A 20,551-nucleotide genomic window follows, 5' to 3' on the forward strand; every position below is an offset into this window, starting at 1 on the left:
GAACGGCAAAGCCACTGGTCCGCGGAGGTTGGGATGACGACACCGGTAGATCGGCCCGATCCCGTCTACACGGCGCTGTCCGAACACAAGGGCCTGCTCGCCCGCTCCAGTCGCAGTTCGCAGACCGCCGACATCGTGCGGGCCAGCATCCTGGACGGGTCGCTGCGGCCGGGCACCCGCCTGTCTGAGCCGGATATCTGTGCGGCACTGGGGGTTTCGCGGAACACGCTGCGTGAAGCGTTCCGCTCGCTGATCGAGGAACGGCTCGTCACCCACGAGCTCAATCGCGGTGCCTTCGTGCGCATCCCGACCTCGGAGGATGTCGCGGAGCTCTATCAGTGCCGCCGGGTAATCGAGGGTGCGGCGGTGCACGGCTTCGACCCAGCGGGCCAGCCGCCGACCGACCTCGCCGCCGCGCTCGCCCACGCGGACGCCTGTGCCGCGAAACAGGATTGGACCGGCGTCGGCACGGCCGACATCGACTTCCACAAGGCGATCGCCGCGCTCAACCGCAGCAGGCGGCTGGACGAGATGATGTCGAGCGTGTGGAACGAGCTGCGTCTGGTCTTCCATGTGATGGCCGATCCGCTGACCTTCCACGAGCCCTACCTGGCCCGCAATCACGAGATCTACGAGGCGATGGTCGGCGGTCGTTCCGCCGTGGCGGAGCAGATGCTGGCCGATTACCTCAGCGACGCCGAGTCACACATTCGCGCGGCGTACACCCAGATTGTCGCCTGAGCTCCAGCGCGTTCGCGGCCGATCCAGACGAGTCCGCCACACCCTTTTCGGCACCGTGAGCGCAACCCTGGTCACCAGCCTGTCGACCAAGGACAGTGGGGCGACTTGTCCCGTGTGTCTCGTGCCAGGAGAGGTCCTCATGCCCGACAGCAGTGCGCAATTCCGGCCGATCGAGTCGTTGCTCGCACAGACCGCAACCGAGTTAGGAGTGCGGTCGGTGTTGGTGATGCGGTCGACGCCGACGCATATGGCGGTGGAGGCGACGGCCGGTGCGGCGGAGGTGCACTACACGGTGGGCGCCGAAGGCCGGAAGGGCTCGGCCTTCCCGGAGGCGCACGAGCTGTACTGCGAGCGGGTTGTCGACAACGACACCGAACTGTTCGTGCGTGATTCGCGCGCCGACCCGGACTTCGCGGGGAACGAGGACGAAGTGGAGTTCGGCTTGGTCAACTACCTCGGGTTGGCCGTACACAATCCGGACGGCAGCGTGTACGGCACCGTATGCGTGCTCGACGACCAGGTCCGCGACTACACAGCCGAGCAACGAGCCCGGCTCGAAGACCTGCGCTCGGCGGCCGAACAGGCCCTTGCCGCGCGCCCGGCGGCCCGCTGAGCTGCGGCGGGACACACGGAGAAAATCTACAGTCGTCACTGTAGACATTCGCGCACCGCTGTTATATGGTTCATCCCGTCAGCAGAGAAGAAAGTCGCATTGGCCGGGTAGAGGATGAACTTCCCGGAGAGATGAAGTGACTGAATACCCTCCCCTCCGGGTGGCTGACGACAACGCCACCGGAGGGGAGGGACCTACACCACGAAAGGTAGGGAGCGGTGCCCCGTTCCGACGCGCTCTCAGCGTTCGGACGGCATTGCGCGTATCGCAGCGCAGGCGGACACCGCGATTCCATGGATTGGAGGTGGTCGACAGTCCTAACGATGCGATCCCCACACCCCACCCTGCAGCACGGGATGTGGAAAAACGACGCCGGTCACGACGACCGGCATGGTGAATAAACCCCTCTGGGCCCCGGCGCTCCACGCGCCGGGGCCCAATTCTTGTTTCGCAGATAGGTATTCATGGAACAGACCCACGCCGACCCGGCAACCGACAACCCCGGCGCCAAACTGGACGACGACGACTACCCCGCCTACAGCATGGGCAGCGCCGCGGACGCCCTCGGCGTCACCCAGGCCTTCCTCCGCGCCCTCGACGCCGCGGAACTCCTGACCCCGCAACGCTCCGACGGCGGCCACCGCCGCTACTCCCGCTACCAACTGCGCATCGCCGCCCGAGTCCGCGAATTGGTCGACCAGGGCACCGCGCTCGACGCGGCCTGCCGCATCATCATTCTCGAAGACCAACTCGCCGAAGCCCAGCGCATCAACTCCGAACTGCGCCGGAATCACCAGCAGCACGCGGTCGGCTCCGGTCACGACATCGCGCATTGACCGTCGCGCGCACCAGGTTCGAGCGTCCGATGCTCACTGACGCGCGGATCGGGAGGTGGTCGACCCGACCACCGGTTCATCCCCCGTTCGCGGTCAACGTCGCGACCCCGGGACCGCTCAGCAGTGCGGCTGCGGCGGAACGGCCGGTCGCGATCAGGAGCAGCGCGCCTGCAGTGCCTTCGACGAGTTCGCCCGTGCCGGTCGACCACTCGGTGTCGGTCGCGACGAGGCGATACCCCGACAGTCGCTCGTCGATGCCGAACCGGTCGGCCGTCTCCCATACCCGGTCCAGCGCCGCTCGGGCCGGCACCGACGGCGTCTCGTGGACGATGCCGAGCGGGATGGCGATGTCTCGGGCATGCACCAGCACATCCAGCAGACGGTCCGCGGGGACCGTGCCGATCGGGACGAACCTGGACGATGCGGTGGCGCGGAGCTCCGCGAGCAACTGGCGGGTGCCGACGCGATCGGCGTAGCGAATGGCGCTGTCCCGCAAGCCCCGGTGCACGTTGCCACGGGCGCGGATCAGGTTGACCACTATCCAGCCGAGATCGGCGCGCGTCGACAGCACCAGATGCGCGACGACATCGCGGATCCGCCACCCCGCGCAGAGGGACGCGTGGTCCCAGTCGGATTCGGCGCGGTCGGCGAGCAAGTCGGCCACGCGCGCGCGTTCGGCGGCGACCGCGTGCCAGATCTGCTCGGTCGTCATGGATTCCATCGGTCGATCCCTCTCACTCGAAGTTCCATTACGGTAGGAACTCCACCCGAGTGGAGGTTCAAGTCGATGTGACCGAGGACACTTACCTCGCCGCGATGAGCATCGGCGAGTTGGCGCGCCGCACCGAAGTGCCCGTGCGGACGATCCGTTTCTATTGCGACAGCGGGGTTCTGGAGTATCACCGGACCGGCGGCGGGCATCGGGTATTCGACTCCCCCGCCGCGGTGGACCGGCTGCTGCTGGTGCGCCGGCTACGCGCGCTGGGTGTGCCGCTGCCCGCGATCGTCAGCGTGCTCGACGGCGCCGAGTCGATCGGTGCGGTCGCGGCCGCCGAACGCGCCGCCCTCGATGCCGAACTCGACGCGCTCCGGTGGCGCAGGGCGGCCCTGTTCGCCGTCGAATGCGCGCCGCCCGGCGAACGCGCACGTCGCCTGGAACTGCTTGCCGCGGTGCAGGACCGGAGCTCGATCATCGACAGCGCCGTCGCACTCTGGCGGCCCATTCTCGGTCCGTTACCCCGCGAGCAGTTCGATTCGTTCATCGACATGCAGCTGCCCGCGCTGCCGAGCGATCCCGCGCCGCATCGGCTGCTCGCCTACGCCGAGCTCACCGCGCTCGCCACCGACCCACGCGTCGAAACGGCGATGACGCAACAGATCTGGCGATCGGAGCGCGAGAAAATCGGGGACCGCAGGCAATTGGTGACGGCCGTCGCCGAGGTCTGCGAGATCGTGGCCCCGCTGGTCGCCGCCGGCGAAAAGCCCCGTCCTGGCGCGGAGCTCGACCTGTACGTGCACGCCCACGCGGCGGCCCGCCGCGAGCGAGACACCCCCGAGTTCCGGCGCGCACTCCGCGCCGGCACGGCAGACACCGATCCCCGGCTGCATCGCTACTGGCGCCTCACGGCCGAGATCACCGGGACCGAGGCGACAGCAGGCGGCATTCACTACTGGCTATCGGATGCGTTGCGGCACACGAGCTAGCGCCGCAACGGCTTCCTCGGCCGACTAGCGGTCGCGGCCCGCCGCGGGGGTGGACGTCTTGCGGCTGGTGCGGGCGCGGCGCCGGGCGGCCTGGAGTTCGGCGAGTTCCTGTTCGAGGATCTCGGCGATGCGGAATTGGCCGGTGTCGTGGATCTCCGGGGTGGGGATGGCGGGCGCCTCTTTGCCGGGCTTGGCATCGGCTGGGGTGGTGGGCTTTTCGTCGGCCGGGGCGGCGGGCCGCTTGACGGCGGCGCTCGGCGCTGCCGTGGCCGGGCGTTCCGCCGACTTCACGGTGAGCTTGTCGGGGGTCGCGGCGGCGGGCTTGCTCGGCTTCGCCGGGGCGGCGATGGTCTTCGACGGCGCGGCCTGCTGAGCGGCGGCCTTGGTCGGGGTGGCCGACTTCTGGCTCGGGGCCGCGGCGGCAGGCTTGGTCGCCGTGCCGGAGCCGTTCACCGGGGTGGCGGGCTTGCTGTCGGTGTCGCGCTTCTCGCCGTTCACAGGGGTGGCGGGCTTGCTCTTCGCGGCAGGCTCCTCGGGTGCCGGGGTCGGCACCGTGGGCTTGCGGTCGGAAATGGTCGGGGCGGAGCCGTTTTCGGACTTCGCCGCGGGGGCCGTGTCCTTGATGTCGGCGAGGTCGCTGCCGAGGGTCGCGGCGGCCACCACCTTGGCCGAGGGCGGCGGGGTGGCGGAACGGAACGCCGAGCGGGCGGGGGCGGCGGGCTCGGGCGTTGCGACATTGTCCTCGTCGGCGACCACCACGGTCTCGATCTCCGGGTCCACGATGGCGTCGCCGGTCGGTCCGGCGTCCAGTTCCGCGAGCGGATCCGGCTCGGCCTCGACGGTCAGCTCGGCGATCGAGTTGGACGCCATCACCTCCGCCGCCGAGCGGCGCAGCCGGTAGCTGGCGATCGCGGGCAGGGTGCGGCGGATCTGCTCGGCCGGGTCGGGCAGATCCCGGACCTGCTCGGTGGCGCGGTGGATGGCGAGCCCGTAGCGGGCGCTCGCGGCGTCATGGATGAGCAGCGCGACACCGATCATCACCGGTGCGACGGCGTGTACGGCGGCGTCGTACCAGTGCTCCGCACGCAGATACGGGTAGGTGTTCAGGGTGACGGTCAGCGACAGCAGCGCGACCTCGGCGGCGACGACCTGCTTACGGTTGTCGACAACACCCCACTCGGCCACCTTGTTCGTGCCGATCATGATGATGATCAGGCAGACGCTGATCATCCCTTCCAACAGGTAGCTGAACCAGTACAGCGGGTCGCTCGGCCCGCCGGGCGCGATGTTGTGCTGGACGTTGACCGCCGACCACAGCATGCCCGCGCCGACGACACCGGCCAGCGCACGCAACGACCAGGACCGATGCCGGTATAGCGAGGCGAGTTTGGCATGCGGGCTCGACTCACGGCGCTGCGCCGCAATTGCCTTGCGGGCGACCAGTAGATCTCGCATGTCGGCCTTCTCGATCGCTTCGGTGGTCTGCCTGGCGCGGTCGGCCGCCGATGCGGCGGCTTGAGCCTCTTTCCAGCGCTGACCACGGTCTTGCCCGCGAATCTTCTCGGCGAGCTCGCGTTCGGCCAGCAGCTCTTCCTCGGAGAGCGCTTCGGTCAACGCGGGATCGAATTGGTATGCCAGCCGACCGCGGGCCTTCTCGACCCGCCTCGCCAGCTGTGTGACCTCGTCCTCAATGGGATGCTGGATGGTCATTTCGGCTCCAGGAGGAGATTCGATGGCAGACAAGTGATCACGCGTGGGAAGGCTACATCGCATTCGCCCGCGACGCACCGTTGCCAGCGAAAACCGTCGATTTGCCGGGTGAATGCGGCGTGCCGCCGCTGTGTTTCCCGGATGATCATAGAACAGGCACGACGATTCGCAACCGCTGTGTTGCCGACGGACGACCAGGTGGCGGCCATGCGGCGGCGGTCACGGTGCGCCGAGTGTCTTTGCACCGTCGGCGAATACGACGAGATCAGGAACGGCCCGACTTCACTATGACCGGTTCGTCCGGCTCTCCACGATGAAACTCGCTGCGGTCGTGGCGCTCCCACCGATGTTGAGGGTGGCGAACCGACGGGCGCCGGGCACTTGGTAGGCTCCTGCTTGCCCGGTGACCTGCTTAAAGGCATCGAGCACCATTCGCACACCGGTCGCACCCACGGGATGGCCACCGCCGATCAATCCGCCCCCAGGATTGACCGGTATCCGGCCGTCGCGCGTTATATCGCCGCCTGCCACGGCTTTCCAGCTCTCCCCCGGGCCGGTGATGCCCAGGTGGTCTATCGCCATGTACTCGGACATGGAGAAGCAGTCGTGCACCTCCACCCCGTCCACCGCGTCGATGTCGGGCAGACCGGCACGGCCGAGTGCGTCGAGCATCGTCCGGCGCACATGGGGAAAGACGTAAGGGTCGTCGGCGGCGGCCCTGATCTTCTGTGCCAGCGGCAGGCCCGCGGTGCGATGACCCCAGCCGCTGATCACCGCGCGACCGTCGGGCCGTATGTCACTGCGCCGCGCCAGGAATCGGTCGGCGGCCAGGACCACCGCGGCCGCGCCGTCGGTCATCTGACTGCAGTCCTGGCGACGCAGTCGACCGGCCACCGGCGGGTTCGCGGTGTCGTCGGTGCCGAAGCTGTCCGGGGTGAAGGTCCAATTCCTGGTCTGCGCCAGCGGGTTTGTGCGCGCGTTGGCGATATTGAGCTCGCTGATGGCGCGCAGGTAGGTGTCGTCGAGGCCGTAGCGGCGATCGTATTCGTCGGCGAGCTCGGCGAACATGGTGGGCCACACGAACTTCGTGTCCCGCGCCTCGTGCCCGACCCAGGCGGCGGCACCGAGATAGCCCGCCGCCACGTCGCCCGGCACGGTCTTCTCCAGCTCGGCGCCGATCACCAGCGCGCAGTCGTAGCGGCCGGATTCGAGGTCGGCCATCGCGGCCTGCAGCGCCATACTGCCGGAGGCACAGGCCGCTTCGTGCCTGCCCGACGGAACACCCCACAGTTCCGGGATGACCGTGGCGGGCATACCGCCGAGCTGACCCTGGCCGGTGAACAACTGCCCGAACGCGTTACCGACGTGGATCACGCCGATCTCGGACGGTGCGATGTCCGTGGTCGCGAGGGCCTGGCCAACGACGGTGCCCACGAGAGCGTCGAAGCCCTTGCCGTCGCGGTGCCAGTTGACGGCGAAATCGGTCTGGCTGCCGCCGAGTACGTGAATGGTGCTGGTGGACATGGGGACTCCTGTATGTCGTGGTCGAACGGCGTTGCTCGCCGATTTCCGATCAGGGCTGGTCGCCGGTCAACCTCGCTCGCAGTTCGCGTCGCAGCAGCTTGCCGACCGGGTTGCGGGGCAAGCTCTCCACGGTCTCCAAGCGTTCTGGCAACTTGAACGACGCCACCTCGCGGGCGCGTAGATGCTCGGTGAGGACGTCCAACGTCACGGTCGCGTCGGGCGCGGGAACCACGAACGCACAACACTTTTCGCCGAGTATCGCGTCCGGGTAGCCGACCACGGCCACGTCGGCGACGCCGGGCGCATCGGCGAGGAGGCCCTCGATCTCGGCCGGGGCGATGTTCATGCCACCGCGGATGATGATCTCCTTGATCCGGTCCACGAAACGCAGGTACCGGCCGTCCGGGCCGCACAGCTCGAATACGTCTCCGCTGCAGAGGAACCCGTCCTCGTCGAACGGTTCGGTCGAGGCGGTGCCCGGCAGGTAGCCGCCGAACACGGCGGGGCCCGCGAGCCGGAGTTCGCCGGCCCCACCGACTTCGGTGACCGTCGCGCCGGTACTGACGTCGACGAGCTTCACCGCCGTCCGGTCGGCGAGCCGGGAAGCCCAATGCGCGCCCGGTGCGCCGTAGCGCGGCAGGTACTGCGCGCGCATCTCCGGATCGGGGAAGTCGACCGGTGCGCCGAGCAGGCACACGCCTTCGTTGGAGCCGAAGAAGTTGAGCACCTCGATGCCCAGCTCGTCCTGCCAGCCGCGCACCACGCTCGGCGGCAGCGGAGCGCCGCCGGACCCGACCCGCCGCAGCGACGACAGGTCGGCCGAGGCGCGCAGAGTTTCGTTGTGCAGCAGCATCGTCAACAGCGCGGGCGGCATGCTGGTGTGCGTCACCCGGCGCCGCGCGATCTGGCCGAGGAAGACCTGCAGGTCCAGCGGATGGTGTTGCACCAGGTGCCCGCCGGTGAGCAGCCACGGCAGGAAGGATGCCGCGAAGCCCGCCATGTTGACCATGGGGAAGGGGTTGAGCAGCACCGACTCCGGCGTGGGATGCAGGCCGTCCTGCACGCCCCAGGCCATGGCGAGCCAGTCACCGTGGCAGCGGGGAATCCCCTTGGGTGCGGCCTCGGTTCCGCTGGTCCAGCAGATGGTCACGCGATCGTTCACCGAAATCCGCAGTCCGCGAACATAGCGCCGCAGCCGTTCCCGATCGGTGGTGCCCACTGGTGCGTCCAGTGGGACCGCGCCATCCGGCACGCCGGGTCCGAAGGCGAAGACGGTGCCCTCGTCTTCTAGTACTTCCATTGCCTCGCAAGCGAGTTCGCGTTCCGACAGCTGACCCGCGGTGATGATCGCCGTCGCGCCCGCCGCGGAGACAATGCCGGACAGCTCGTGACGGCGGTAGGAAGCGGGCATGGGGGTCGCGACCGCGCCGAGGCGCCACAGTGCGAAATAGGTGGCCGTCAACGCGACCGAGTTCGGCAGCAGAACAGCGACGGTGTCGCCTTGCCGAATGCCGTGGCGGTACAGCACCGCTGCGAGATCGGTGATGCGCTCGTCGAGTTCGCGCCAGGACAGCGTCCTCGGTTCGGCACCGGTCAACGCGGTGAGGTTGGCGGGGTCGGTGACGGCGGGTGCGTCCGGGGCCGCGTCGATCCGATGCTGCAAGAGCTCCGGCAGCGTGTCGGGCTGCCACCAACCTCGATCGAGGTACTCGCGCACCCTGTCTTCGGGATGGCAGGTACGGACATTCCGCGCGGCGTCGCTGGAAACAGCTGCGGCAGTGGAGTTTGCGGGGATCGGCGATTCAGCCATTGGGGTGTTCCTTTATTCGAGACGCCGCAGCACCACCGCAGCGCCCAGACCGAGGGCCGCGGGGATGGTGATCAGCGCGTGTTCGCCGCCCGTGCGCGTTAGTGCGTCGAGCGCTTGGACGATCAGGTTGCCGCCGGTGGCGCCGAGCGGGTGGCCGACGGCGAGTGCGCCACCGGCCGGGTTGACCAGTTCCTCGTCGAGGTCGAGCTCTCTGGTGAGCAGAATCGGTGTGACGGCGAAGGATTCGTTGGCCTCCACCACGTCCAGGTCGGCAGCGGTGAGGCCCGCGCGGGCGAGCGCTACCCGTGCCGCGGCGGCCGGGGCGGTCAGCAATGGTGAGCGCACGGCGGTCTGCGCGGTGCCGATGATCCTCGCGATCGGTCGACGCCCGAGCGTCCGTGCCGCGCGGACGCTGCCAACGACCACCGCGGACGCTCCGTCGGCGAGCTGTGGTGCGGTGGCGATCGTATGCAGACCGTCCGCCGGGCGCGGTGCACCGGGCAGGCGACGGGCTACCCGCGCCCAGGCGGGGTCGTCACCGAACAGAGCCGGCAGTGCGGCGAAGGCGGTGCTGCCTGCGTCCGAGCGAGCCCCTTCGTCTGCCTCGAGCAGCACGGTACCGCCTTTGCGTACCGGCACTATGGCATCAGAACCCGGTGCGGCGGTTGCCTTCTGATGCGAGCGCACCGCGTAGGCATCGAGCTCGGCGCGGGTGATGCCGTAGGTGGCGGCGGTGAGATCGGCGGACACGCCGATGGTCACGAAGCCGGTGCGTTCACCGAGGTTGGAGTCGGTGGCGATGGCCGGGTGATCCGACAGCATCGGTATCCGCGACATCGACTCCACCCCGCCCGCGACGATGACGTCCGCACAGCCGGCGGCGACCCGGGCCGCGGCGCTCTCGATGGCGTCGAGTCCGGAGCAGCACAGCCGCGAGACGACACCACCCGGCACTCGGTCCGGCCAGCCGGCCCACAGCGCCGCGGCGCGGGCCAGGTTGCCGCTCTGCTCCCCTACCGTCGTGCTGATGCCGACCAGGATGTCGTCGACGGAATCCGGACTGAGCGAGCGGCTTTCGAGGGCATCGAGTAGTTGTCCGAACAGTTCGTACGGCGGAATCTCGGCGAGCGTGCCGCCTGTTTTACGAACTCGCCCCTTGGGCAGCCGGACGGCGTCGTAAACGTAGGCATCAGTCATGGTCGATCCTCGCGAGGGTTTCGAGCGTGTGACGACCGGCGGGATCCTCGGCCGAAGTGGCAGGCACGACGACGATCTCGTCGGCACCCGCGCGGCGATACGCGTCGAGACGGTCGGCCAGCGCGGTAGCGTCGCCGAACATGCCTACGGCAGCGGGCAATTCGTCGGGCACGGCGGCCAGGACATCGCGCGGATGCGCACCGCTGTGCGCCAGCCGCACCACCTCGCCGAAGCCCGCCTCCTCGAACATGGCGTCGTAGCCGGGGGCGCGCAGATAGCCCACCACACCGCGACGGACGGTGGCGCGCAGGTCGGCGGTCGGGTCCGCGGCGGCGGTGACCCACACCGAGATCGCGGGGCTCGGCAGGCCCGCGTCCGCGGCGGCCGTCCGCACGAGCTCGGCACACCGCGACACCTGTTCCGGCGTAACCAGATTCAGCACCACCCGATCGGCGGTCCGTGCGGCTGCCGCCAGGGCACGAGGACCGAAGGCGGCCACGGCGATCGACGAGTGCGGTGGCGCGAGCCGGAGCCGGTAGCCCTTGATGTGCTCCACCGCCCCGTCGAAATCGACCTTCGCACCCGCGAGCAACCGACGCAGGATGTGCGCGGTTTCCTCCAGATGTACTGCGGTGCGGTTTCTTTCCCGGCCGTGCCAGCCAGTCACCACCACGGTGCTCGAACTGCCGATCGCGACGTCGACGGCCCGGCCGGTGAGCGCCGCCACGCTCGCCACACCCATCGCGATGGTTGCGGGACTGCGGACATCGACCGCGAACGGACCGAGGCACAGCGGGATTCGGCCGGGTGCCATGCCGATGGCGGTGGCCAGCGCGACCGCGTCGAAGGTCGCCATCTCCCCGATCCACAGCCGGTGATAGCCGAGCTGCTCGGCCGCCGCGGCGACGGCGAGGGCGTCGAGCGGATCGCGGTCCTGCCAGTACGGCAGGCTCACGCTCAACCGGTGCCGATCGGCGCTCACTCGGCCGTGTGCGCGGCGGCGCGCATCCGGTCACCACTGACCCAGGTGGCGTGGAAACCGAGGGGCACGCGAGTCGGCAGGCCGAGGCGGCACAGCGGACCCGCGGCGAGGTCCGCGGCGTCGTAGATCCATACCTCCGACAGCTGGGTGTGGCTGTTGAAGGCGAACATGGTCAGCCAGGCGTCGTCCTCGTCACGGGCGTCCGGACGGGGAACCACGGCGAGTTCGCTGCCGAAGATGCCGTCGCCGAACGGCTGGGTCTGCTTGGCGCCGGTGCGCAGGTCGTACTTGATCACCGCGTCGAAGAGCATGGTGCTGTCCACCGACAGCCGCATCTGATACGACCAGCGGCCACACCGACCCGTACTGCCCTGATCGATGGCCGGGAACTCGGTGTTGACGTCGTCCATGACCTCCTCGATGGTGGCGCCGGTACGTAAGTTGAAGCGGTACTTGTGCAGTTTCGCCTCTGGTCGCAGGTAGGCGAGCAGCTGTGCGAGCGGGTTCGCGCGGTCGGAGACGGGGCTCGGCTTCGAGACCCGGCAGACCACCATGACGATCTCGTCGCCGTCCTCCCACGCGTTCACCGTGTGATAGATGTAGCCGGGCGCGGCCTCGAACCAGCGCACCTCGGCGCCGTCGCCGCGCCGGGGCAGCACCGCGAAACGGCTGGGCAGCGTGCGGTCGAAGAACAACTTGAACCGGCCGGCCGCCGCGGCCCTCGGGTCGTTGTAGAGCGGCAGATCCATCAGGATCGAGTAGTTCTCGGTGATCGCCATGTCGTGCGGCAGCCGCGGGCCCGGCAGCTCGAGCCCGGTGTAGTGGGTGACCGTGCCGGACGGGTCGGCGACGCCGTAGCGCAGGTACGGCGCGTGGATGCCGTAGTCGAAGAAGATGAACTCCTCGGTGCGCTCGTCGACCTTGGCGTGCGCGGAGACCTCGCCGGGCAGGGTGCCGCCGAAAGTGTCGACGCCGCGGGTCTGCAGGCTGATCGGGTCCAGCGCATAGGGTTTGCCCGCGCGGTACCACAGCGAGAGCAGGTTGCCGTGGTGGAAGACGACGTCGGTGTTGGCGGAGTTGCGTTCCCTGCGGTCGCCCGGCGGGTTGTCGTCCCACGGCTCGATCACCCCGCGCCACAACGCCGTTCCGGCCGCACGCTCGGCCTCGAACTCGGCGGTGCGGATGTAGCGGTTGCGGTAGGTGGCCTTGCCGTTCTCGAAGTGCACCGCGTGCAACATGCCGTCGCCGTCGAACCAGTGGTAGCGACCGATGGGCGCGAACTGCGGGTTGGGGCCGTTGCGCACGTAGACGCCGTCGAGGTCGGCGGGCAGTTCGCCGTGCAGGACGGCAAGGTCGGTCGCGGTGATCTCGTCGGCGGTCGGCGCGTACATGCCTTCCAGATACGGGTTGGTCAGTGCTTGCGCGGCCGGCGCGATGAGTTCTTCCTTGAGCGTCACGAGATGTCCTACCCTCCACTACAGTTAATGAAGTGATACGCGTCTCAGCGGAGGGTGTCAAGGGGTGCCGGTGAGCGGGTCAGGCGAGGCGGTCGAGCACGGCCCGCGAGACCGGTTCGAACCGGACGTCGGTGCGTGCGAGCCCGGCCTCGCAACCGCGGCAGCGCAGGGCAGGCGCCAAGTCGGAGCCACACGCGCGATGCCGGATACGCAAGCCCGGTTCGGGCGCTTCGGGATGCGCCGAGGCCGACCACGCGAGCAGGAAAGCGAAGATCGGGAACAGTGCGCGCCCGCGCGGGGTCAGCCGATATTCGCGCCCCGCGCCTTCGCCGGATCGGTACAGGATCTCGGCTTCGCACAGGCGAGTGAGCCGCTCGGTCAATGTGGTCGGTGACATGTTCATCGCCGCCCGGAAATCGCCGAATCTGCGCATGCCCGCCAGGGCGAGACCGGTCACGGTGGCGCTCCATCGGTCGCCGATCGCGGCCATGACCTCGTCGAACTGCATATCGGCTCGCGCGGAAACGGGGGCGCGGGCGCGGCGCCTGCCGCTGGAGGTGAAGCGCCCCAACGCGTCGTCGCCGAGCTCGACGTCGGTGTCGCGCGGGGTCACCGTGTGGCCGCAGGTTCGGCACATCAGCACCGGCGGTCCTCGATGACCGCACGCGTCGTGCACCAAGTCGGGGTGCAGTGCGCCCTCGGCGGTCCACTCGCGCTGCCAGCCCCAGATCGAGACGAGGATTTCCCAGGTGGCCCTGCCCAGTTCGGTCAGCAGATAGTCGAATCGGTCCGGGGTCGCGGCCTGCGGTGTGCGGACGAAAACGCCGGCGTCGACGAGCGCCGCGAGCCGCGCGGTGAGCACGGCGGGTGGGGCGCCCGTGCGCTCGATCCACTGATTGAAACGGCGGGTGTGGTTGACGAAGGCGTGGCGCAGGATGGTCAGCGTCAGGCGGTCGCCGAGCAGGTCGAACGTCGCTGCGACAGGGTGCGGGACGGGCTGCCCGGCGTCGATCGGCTCATCAGCCATCCGCGCGTGCACCTCCGCATTCCGGGTCGACAATTCGTACTTCGTTAACTGTAGTAGACAGCCTTGCGCACAGCGAATGTGCGGCCGCGGCCGTCACGGTGGTGGTTGGCCGGGGGCGTATTGCTGCACGATCCACCGACAGATCGCCTCCACGACATAGGCTCGCTCGGCGTCGTCGAGCGCGTGCCCGGCCGGGATGTCGTGCCAGCGCGCGAGACAGGTGCGGCAGCACGTCGCGGTGGCGTGCTGGGCGACGAAGACGGGGTGTCCGCGGTAGGGCGTCTGCCGACCGTCGTTGGGCGGTTCGGCCGGGGCCAGCCTGCGGGCGATCAGGTCCTCGGCGTGCTTGCGGACGGTCGTCATCCCGCGCAGGTCGACGACCGCGCGGTCCCGTCCGCGCAGCCGGAACTTCGCGCGGAAATGGTGCTGGCCGATCCGGTCCAGCCGGTCGTCGAGTTCGTCCCTCATGGGTTCGGGTCGGTTGCGCTGTGGCGATGCGGGCGCGAGCGGCAGGCACCGTTCGAGCGCCCCCCGGAACCGACCGGCATCGCTCTGATCATCACGAATCGGACGCTATCAGCAGGGACCGACACCAACACGTACCGATAGCCAGCCACGCACAGCAACGTGCACCAACCTGCTGTGCCGCATGGGTCGTTCCATGCGGCACAGCAGGTTCGGCGGAAAATCAGCCGACCGCGAGGGCAGCCTCGACGATGACTTTCGCCACGGCATCGGGCTGGGAAACGGTCAGCGCATGCGAGGCACCTTTGATCTCCACCGTGGCGCGCGAGCCGGCCCGTTCTGCCATGAAACGGTGTGCGGCGACGGGGATGTTGTAGTCGGTGTCGGGGAAGACGAACCACGACGGCACCGTCTTCCAGTTCGGGGCGCCGGATTTGCCGTTGAGCGCGCGGTCGTTCAGCGGGCGCTGGGTGATGGCGGCGAGGGTGGCTTCGGACGCGGGGACGTCGGCGGCGAACTGCTGATGGAACTTGGCGGGCTGGATGTAGAGGTCGGTGCTGCCGTCGGGCAGCGCTAACTTGTCGAGTGTGTCGCCGAGCGTGCTGCCGGGGAACTTGCCGGAGAGCTCGCCGATGGTCTCGCCTTCTTCGGGTGCGAAGGCCGCGACATAGACCAGTCCCTTGACCTTCGGATCGTGCACCTGCGAGATGACCTGCCCGCCGTAGGAGTGCCCGACCAGCACCACCGGTCCGTCGATCGAGGCCACCACGCTGCGCACGGCGTCGGCGTCGCCGGCCACGCTGCGCAGTGGATTGCCCACAGCGATGCTGGTCAGCCCCTGCTGGTCGAGCTTGCCGATCACCCCGTTCCAGCTGCTGGACTCGGCGAAGGCTCCGTGGACGAGGACGATGGTCGGCTTGACGGCGGCGGGCCCTGGCTGGGCGGTGGCGCAGCCTGCGCCTGCGACGGTGGCGGTGAAACCGAGCGCGACGGCGGTGAGTTTGACGATGGTGGTGATACGCATGACGAGGTTCCTCGAAAGAGTTGTGGTGGCGTCGAACGGGAAGATCAGTGCGCGAGGAAGGCGAGTAGGTCGGCTTCGAACGCGGTGCGGAATTCGCCGTAAAGGCCGTGCGGCGCACCGGGATACACCCGCAGCGTCGCATTCTCGAGCAGTGCGGCCGACTGCATCGCCGAGGCGTGGAGTGGGACGATCTGGTCGTCGTCGCCGTGGGCGACCAGCACCGGCACGTCGATCCCCTTCAGGTCCTCGGTGAAATCGGTCTCGGAGAACTGAGCGACGCATTCGTAGGCCGCACGCGCCCCGACCTGCATGCCGAGCCGCCAGAACGCGCGCCGCGCACCCTCGGAAGCGATCGCGTCCGGCCGATCGAACCCGTAGAAGGTCTCGCTCAGATCCCAGTAGAACTGCGAGCGGTCGGCGGCCACCCCGGCGCGGATGCCGTCGAAGACCGCCATGGGAGTGCCGCCGGGGTTGGTCTCGGACTTGACCATCACCGGGGGCACTGCGCCGAGCAGCACCGCCTTGGCAACCCGGCCGCTACCGTGGCGCGCCAGGTAGCGCACGACTTCGCCGCCGCCGGTGGAGTGGCCGACCAGAACCGCGTCGCGCAGGTCGAGGTGCTCGATCAGCTCGCCGAGATCGTCGGCGTAGCGGTCCATGGTGTTGCCGTCCCAGGTCTGGCTCGATCGGCCGTGACCACGGCGGTCGTGCGCGATGGCGCGGTACCCGTGCTCGGCGACCAGGCGGGCCTGCTCGTCCCAGGCGTCGGCGCTCAGCGGCCAGCCGTGGCTGAAGACGACCGGCCGGCCGGTGCCCCAGTCCTTGAAGAAGATCTGCGCCCCGTCGGTGGTGGTGAAGGTGTTTGTCATGCCGACGAAATTACGAGCGGACCCGCACCCTACGCATCAGTCGAACGACTGCACAGATGACTGAGTCATGACGCTGTTCGGCTACTCAGTCGTCACGCCGATTACCGTACCTACCTGCGCCGTCACTTTGTGAAACCATGGGTTCTCTGTCAGGATCTTGCGGTGATCGGTGAGATTTCGCAGTCGGCTCTGATCGGCCGAGACCGGTACTCGGCCATGCTGGGAGACCTCCTGGATCGAGCGGTCGCCGGAAACGGCTCGGTGCTGATCCTGCGTGGACAGGCAGGTATCGGAAAGTCGGCTCTCCTGAACACGATCCGGGCGCTGGCAACCGACCAGCACCTGACCGTGGTTTCCGCGGCCGGTGTGGAGAACGAAGCAGGCTTGCCGTTCGCCGCACTGCACCAGCTCCTGCGTCCGCTCGAAGCCGAAGTGTCCAAACTTCCCGTTGCGCATCAGCGCACGCTGCGCGCGGCGTTCGGGCTCGCGGACGGATCTCCCGACCTGTACGCGGTGGCGTTGGCCACGCTGCAGCTGGTCGGCGAGGCCGCCGCGGTGTGTCCCACGGTCCTGATCGTCGACGACCTTCAGTGGATCGACAGCTGTAGCGCGGATGTCCTCAGTTTCGTCGCGCGCCGGATCGGCAGCGACGCGGTACTCGTGCTGGGCGCCACCCGAACCGGATCCGAGGACGCCGCCCGGCGAGCGGGGCTGCCGGAGGTCATCGTCGAACCGCTCGATGAACAGGCCGCCGCCGCCCTGCTCCACGCGCAGGCACCCACCTTGCCGAGCAACGTGCGGCAGCGACTGCTCAGCCAAGCCGCGGGAAATCCGTTGGCGCTCACCGAGTTACCGCGTGCGATGGGCCAGAGCACCGATCGGATGGTCGAAGAGCTGCCCTTGACCGCCCGCCTCGAAACCGCCTTCGCCGCGCGCTCTGCCGAGCTCAGCGAGCCGACTCGGGCCCTGCTCGTCGTGCTCGCCGCCGACGTCAGCTGCGACACGGGCCGACTGTTGCGGGCGGCCACCGCACTCGCCGGTGTCCCGGTCGGTACGGCGAACCTGCAAGAGGCCATCGACGTCGGCCTGGTCGAGCTGGCGGGTCCGCTCCTGCGCTTCCGGCATCCACTGATGCGTTCGGCGACCTACGTCCGGGCGCCGCTGACGCAACGGCTCAGTGCGCACTCGATATTGGCCGAGATTCTCGCCGACTTCCCCGACAAACAACTCTGGCATCGCGCCGCGGCCACGCTCGGCACCGACGACGCCATCGCCACCCAACTCGAGCACTATGCGCAGCGATCGAGAGCCTGTGGGGCCATCATGGCCGCGGTCGCCGCCCTGGATCGCGCGGCGAAACTGTCCGAACGCCCCGACCGCACCACCGCCTTGCTCCTGCAGGCCGCGGAGCTGGCGAGCGAGACCGGTGCGCGTCGCGAGGCCACCGCGCTGTTGGATCGGGCCGACCTCAGCGTCTTGGGGCCGGTTGAGCTGGCGCGCCTGGCCGCCGTCGAGGAGATCGTCGCGTTCCACCGCTACGAGGATGCCGACCGTCGTATCCGGGAGCTCATCGCTATCGCCGCCGGTGTGCACGAGGCAGGCAATACCGATCTCGCCGCAGCGATACTGTGGTTCGCCGCCGCGCGCTGCTCCACCCAGGACGCCAGCGCCGAGTCCCGCAAAGGCATTGTCGCCCAACTGGATTCCCTGCGCCTGCCCGCACACGACCCCCGGGCACTCGCGATCGGCGCGTTCAGCATGCCGTGGGAGCGCGGCGCCGGAGTTCTCGCGCAACTCGACCAGCTCGATCCGGACCGCGCCGACGCCGACGCCATGCGCTCGCTCGGCTACGCCGCGCTGTTCCTCGGTGATTTCCGCCGTGGCTGCGCCTACGTCGACAACGCCGCCGGAATCAGCCGCAGCCAAGGGCGACTCGGCCTGCTGTCCGGCATCCTCGGCGCCGGGAACTGGATCCGCATCTGGCTCGGCGACTGGGACAAGGCCCGCGCCGAGTCCGAGGAAGCCCGCGCCTTCGCCGCGGAGAACGGTCAAGAGTTCTATCTCGTTACCGGACATGCCAATCTGGCCATGATCGCCGCTTTGCGCGGCGAAGCCGAACTCGCCGCCGAGCATCTGCGCGCGATCGGCGCCAGCCCGCTGTCCGCCGGGATGCGGTGTATCCAGATCGCCGCTCAGCAGACCCGTGGGATGCTCCTGCTGTTGGCCGGGCAAGCCGAGGACGCGTTCACGGCGCTGGCGCGCGTCTATGATCCCGCCGACCCGGTGAGCCATCCCATGCAGCGGTGGTGGGTGGCGCCCGAACTCGCCGACGCCGCGGTTGCCTCCGAAAATGCCGAGGCCGCAAGGGAATTGCTCGCCGACCTACCGGGGCTGGCGCAACAACTGCCCTCCTCGATGTTGCTCGTCGTCGACGAATACAGCCGCGCGGTGCTCGCCGAGGACATCGATGCCGATGCCGCCTACACCGCCGCGCTCACCGGCCATACGGGTGCGTGGCCGCTGTACCGCGCACGGCTGCAACTCCACCACGGTCGCCGCCTGCGCCGACTACGCCGCACGTCGGAGGCGCGCGAACCGCTGCGCGAGGCCCGCGACACCTTCGACGCCCTCGGCGCGGGCCCCTGGGCCGAGGCCGCGCGCAACGAGCTGCGCGCCGCGGGCGAGACCAGCGCCCGCCGCTCCCCCACCGCCCGCGACCGCCTCACCGCCCAGGAACTACAGATCGCCACCCTGGCCGCCGAGGGCTTCACCAACCGCCAGATCGCGGAGAAGCTCTACCTGTCCCATCGGACCGTCGGCTCGCATCTTTACCGCATCTATCCACGCCTCGGCATCAGCAGCCGCGTCGAACTCGCCGGAGCCATCTCCGCGATCAGTTGACCGAGGACCACCACTCAGAGGGCGGTACCACCACTGGCGTCGAGGGTTTGGCCGGTGATCCACCGGGCGTCGTCGCTGACGAGGTAGGAGACGATGTCGGCGATGTCGGCGGGGCGGCCGACGCGACCGAGGGCGACGTTGGCCGAGGTTTCGCGCTGACCGTCGGGGTTGTCGATGAGCCAGGCGTTCATGTCGGTGAGCACATAGCCGGGGGCGACGGCGTTGACGGTGATGCCGCGTGGGCCGAGGGCCTGGGCGAGGACGCGGGTGAAGCTGTCGATGGCGCCTTTGGTCATGGTGTAGGCCAGGATGTCGGGGACCGCCATCCGGGTGACGGCTGAGGACAGATTCACGACGCGGCCGCCGTCCCGCAGCCGGTCGAGGACGCCTTGCACCAGGAAGAACGGGGCGCGGACATTGGTGGCGAAGATGGTGTCGAACTCCGCGGGCGTCATGGTGTCGACGCCTTTCATGATGGTCATGCCCGCGTTGTTGACCAGGATGTCCAGGCCGGCCGGTGCGCCGAGGTCGGCGAAGCCTGCCGCCGCGTCATCGAAGAGGGTGGCGAAGTCGGTGGAGCCGAGGTCGCCACGGACCGCGAAAGCCCGGCCGCCGTCGGCCTCGATGCCGGCGACCACGTCTTTGGCCGCGGCGTCGTGCTGTCCGAAATGTACTGCTACCAGTGCACCGTCCCGGGCCAACCGTTCCGCGATGGCACGGCCGATGCCCCGGCTCGCGCCGGTTACCAGGGCAGTTTTGGTTGTCGGGGTTTTGGTTTCGCTCACGAAAGCTATTCAACGGAGGTAATCATCGGATGTCCGGCAGGATTCGGACATGGCGTTCGTCCGTCGACGCGAGCTGTCCAGCCTCGAGCCACCTCAGGGGATTACGACCGACTCCAGTTCGAGATCGATGTCGAGACGGGCCAGCATGGCTCGGAACTCGGCCGCCGGGTAGCGCTCGTTCTCGGTGACCAAGCCGAGGACGGTGCCGGCGCCCGGTACCGAGAGCGGGCGGATCTGGTCCACCACACCTTCGATGGGGTCGAAGAGGCGCAACTCGGGGCGAGCGCGCTCGAAATAGTCACGGAGCCAAGGTAAATGCGTGCTCGACAGTGTTACCGCATCGATGGCGGGATGTGCGGTGAGCAGCGCGTCCAGGAACTCGCCGACCACCGACGCGGTGTGTTCGCGGCGGAACAGGAAGTCGCCGCTCTCGACCAGTTCGACCAATGCGGACGCGTTGACCGCGTGGACCCGGCCGATCGCCGAACCCGCTGCGGCGCGCAGGAATTCGGTCAACTCGGCGCTCTCCACCAACGAACGCACACCGAGCACCGCCACCTCGTCGGCGACGGCCAGCGCCGCCTCGACCGGCGGGCGCACGCCGAAGATCGGGACGGGGTTTCGCAGCTCGTCGAGGATGGTCACCGACGGCGCGTTCGAGGCAAGCAGGATGGCGCTCGGTGCGAATTCGGCGAGGAAGCGCACCGCGCGGTCGACCACGGTCAGCAGTTCGGCTCTGGTCTTCGCGCCGTACGGGAAGCTGGCACGGTCGGCGAGATAGACGATGTCGCGGTCGGGCAGGCGCCGGTGCAGCAGTTCCACCGCCGAATAACTGCCGAGGCCCGCGTCGAAGACGGCGATCGGCTGCCGGAGAGAGGTCACCCGCTGATCATGCCGGGCGGTCGC

At 68.8% G+C, this 20,551-nt stretch carries 18 protein-coding genes; 5 read left to right on the forward strand and 13 right to left on the reverse strand.

The annotated features are described in order from the left end of the window. The first annotated feature begins 33 nt into the window (after window positions 1–33). The 3 genes from ACIHA7_RS37905 (at window position 34) to ACIHA7_RS37915 (ending at window position 2,190) form a co-directional block, all read left to right on the forward strand. Window positions 34–741, forward strand: a complete 708-nt coding sequence (locus ACIHA7_RS37905) for a GntR family transcriptional regulator (protein WP_397296605.1) — start codon at window positions 34–36, stop codon at window positions 739–741. Between the two features lie 139 nt (window positions 742–880). Beyond that, window positions 881–1,354, forward strand: coding sequence for a GAF domain-containing protein (locus ACIHA7_RS37910; RefSeq protein ID WP_397296606.1), 474 nt, complete (start codon window positions 881–883; stop codon window positions 1,352–1,354). Between the two features lie 542 nt (window positions 1,355–1,896). Next, window positions 1,897–2,190 carry a MerR family transcriptional regulator gene (locus ACIHA7_RS37915; RefSeq protein WP_397296693.1) on the forward strand — a complete coding sequence of 98 codons (294 nt, stop codon included), beginning with the start codon at window positions 1,897–1,899 and terminating at the stop codon, window positions 2,188–2,190. Window positions 2,191–2,266: 76 nt separating this feature from the next. Here ACIHA7_RS37915 and ACIHA7_RS37920 read toward each other — a convergent pair whose 3' ends face one another. Further along, entirely contained in the window at window positions 2,267–2,911 is a 645-nt protein-coding gene (locus tag ACIHA7_RS37920) for a maleylpyruvate isomerase family mycothiol-dependent enzyme (protein ID WP_397296607.1), read from the reverse strand. Between the two features lie 68 nt (window positions 2,912–2,979). Between ACIHA7_RS37920 and ACIHA7_RS37925 the strand changes: the two genes are divergently transcribed. Beyond that, a complete protein-coding gene (locus ACIHA7_RS37925; RefSeq protein ID WP_397296609.1) occupies window positions 2,980–3,894 on the forward strand; it encodes a MerR family transcriptional regulator in 915 nt (304 codons plus the stop codon). 24 nt (window positions 3,895–3,918) lie between these two features. On the opposite strand, the gene ACIHA7_RS37930 is transcribed toward ACIHA7_RS37925, so the two are convergent. From ACIHA7_RS37930 to ACIHA7_RS37975, 10 genes are all read right to left on the reverse strand, one after another. Next, on the reverse strand, window positions 3,919–5,604 hold the full coding sequence (locus ACIHA7_RS37930; RefSeq protein WP_397296611.1) for a hypothetical protein: 1,686 nt from the start codon (window positions 5,602–5,604) through the stop codon (window positions 3,919–3,921). A 285-nt stretch (window positions 5,605–5,889) separates the two neighbouring features. Beyond that, window positions 5,890–7,128 carry an acetyl-CoA acetyltransferase gene (locus ACIHA7_RS37935; protein WP_397296612.1) on the reverse strand — a complete coding sequence of 413 codons (1,239 nt, stop codon included), beginning with the start codon at window positions 7,126–7,128 and terminating at the stop codon, window positions 5,890–5,892. A gap of 49 nt (window positions 7,129–7,177) precedes the next feature. Then, window positions 7,178–8,938, reverse strand: a complete 1,761-nt coding sequence (locus ACIHA7_RS37940) for a class I adenylate-forming enzyme family protein (RefSeq protein WP_397296614.1) — start codon at window positions 8,936–8,938, stop codon at window positions 7,178–7,180. Between the two features lie 12 nt (window positions 8,939–8,950). Next, window positions 8,951–10,135: a thiolase family protein gene (locus tag ACIHA7_RS37945; protein ID WP_397296615.1), complete on the reverse strand. Its 1,185-nt coding sequence runs from the start codon at window positions 10,133–10,135 to the stop codon at window positions 8,951–8,953. Next, complete coding sequence (locus tag ACIHA7_RS37950; RefSeq protein WP_397296617.1) at window positions 10,128–11,090, reverse strand: LLM class F420-dependent oxidoreductase; 963 nt, start codon at window positions 11,088–11,090, stop codon at window positions 10,128–10,130. Before ACIHA7_RS37950 ends, ACIHA7_RS37945 begins: the two co-directional genes overlap by 8 nt. A gap of 23 nt (window positions 11,091–11,113) precedes the next feature. Next, complete coding sequence (locus ACIHA7_RS37955; protein ID WP_397296619.1) at window positions 11,114–12,574, reverse strand: carotenoid oxygenase family protein; 1,461 nt, start codon at window positions 12,572–12,574, stop codon at window positions 11,114–11,116. A gap of 79 nt (window positions 12,575–12,653) precedes the next feature. Continuing rightward, entirely contained in the window at window positions 12,654–13,601 is a 948-nt protein-coding gene (locus ACIHA7_RS37960; protein ID WP_397296620.1) for a winged helix-turn-helix transcriptional regulator, read from the reverse strand. 93 nt (window positions 13,602–13,694) lie between these two features. Beyond that, on the reverse strand, window positions 13,695–14,069 hold the full coding sequence (locus ACIHA7_RS37965) for a DUF4186 domain-containing protein (protein ID WP_397296622.1): 375 nt from the start codon (window positions 14,067–14,069) through the stop codon (window positions 13,695–13,697). Between the two features lie 220 nt (window positions 14,070–14,289). Further along, a complete protein-coding gene (locus ACIHA7_RS37970; protein WP_397296623.1) occupies window positions 14,290–15,090 on the reverse strand; it encodes an alpha/beta fold hydrolase in 801 nt (266 codons plus the stop codon). Window positions 15,091–15,134: 44 nt separating this feature from the next. Further along, window positions 15,135–15,959 (reverse strand): alpha/beta fold hydrolase, encoded by an 825-nt coding sequence (locus tag ACIHA7_RS37975; RefSeq protein WP_397296625.1) that lies wholly within the window; start codon window positions 15,957–15,959, stop codon window positions 15,135–15,137. A 162-nt stretch (window positions 15,960–16,121) separates the two neighbouring features. On the opposite strand from ACIHA7_RS37975, the gene ACIHA7_RS37980 reads away from it, so the two are divergent. Further along, window positions 16,122–18,860, forward strand: a complete 2,739-nt coding sequence (locus ACIHA7_RS37980; RefSeq protein WP_397296627.1) for an AAA family ATPase — start codon at window positions 16,122–16,124, stop codon at window positions 18,858–18,860. A 14-nt stretch (window positions 18,861–18,874) separates the two neighbouring features. On the opposite strand, the gene ACIHA7_RS37985 is transcribed toward ACIHA7_RS37980, so the two are convergent. Together ACIHA7_RS37985 and ACIHA7_RS37990 are read right to left on the reverse strand one after the other, a co-directional pair. Next, window positions 18,875–19,645: an SDR family oxidoreductase gene (locus ACIHA7_RS37985; RefSeq protein ID WP_397296629.1), complete on the reverse strand. Its 771-nt coding sequence runs from the start codon at window positions 19,643–19,645 to the stop codon at window positions 18,875–18,877. A gap of 93 nt (window positions 19,646–19,738) precedes the next feature. Beyond that, entirely contained in the window at window positions 19,739–20,527 is a 789-nt protein-coding gene (locus tag ACIHA7_RS37990) for a glutamate racemase (RefSeq protein ID WP_397296630.1), read from the reverse strand. Window positions 20,528–20,551: the final 24 nt, after the last annotated feature.

The sequence above is a fragment of the Nocardia sp. NPDC052316 genome, from assembly GCF_044547795.1.
Lineage (GTDB): Bacteria > Actinomycetota > Actinomycetes > Mycobacteriales > Mycobacteriaceae > Nocardia.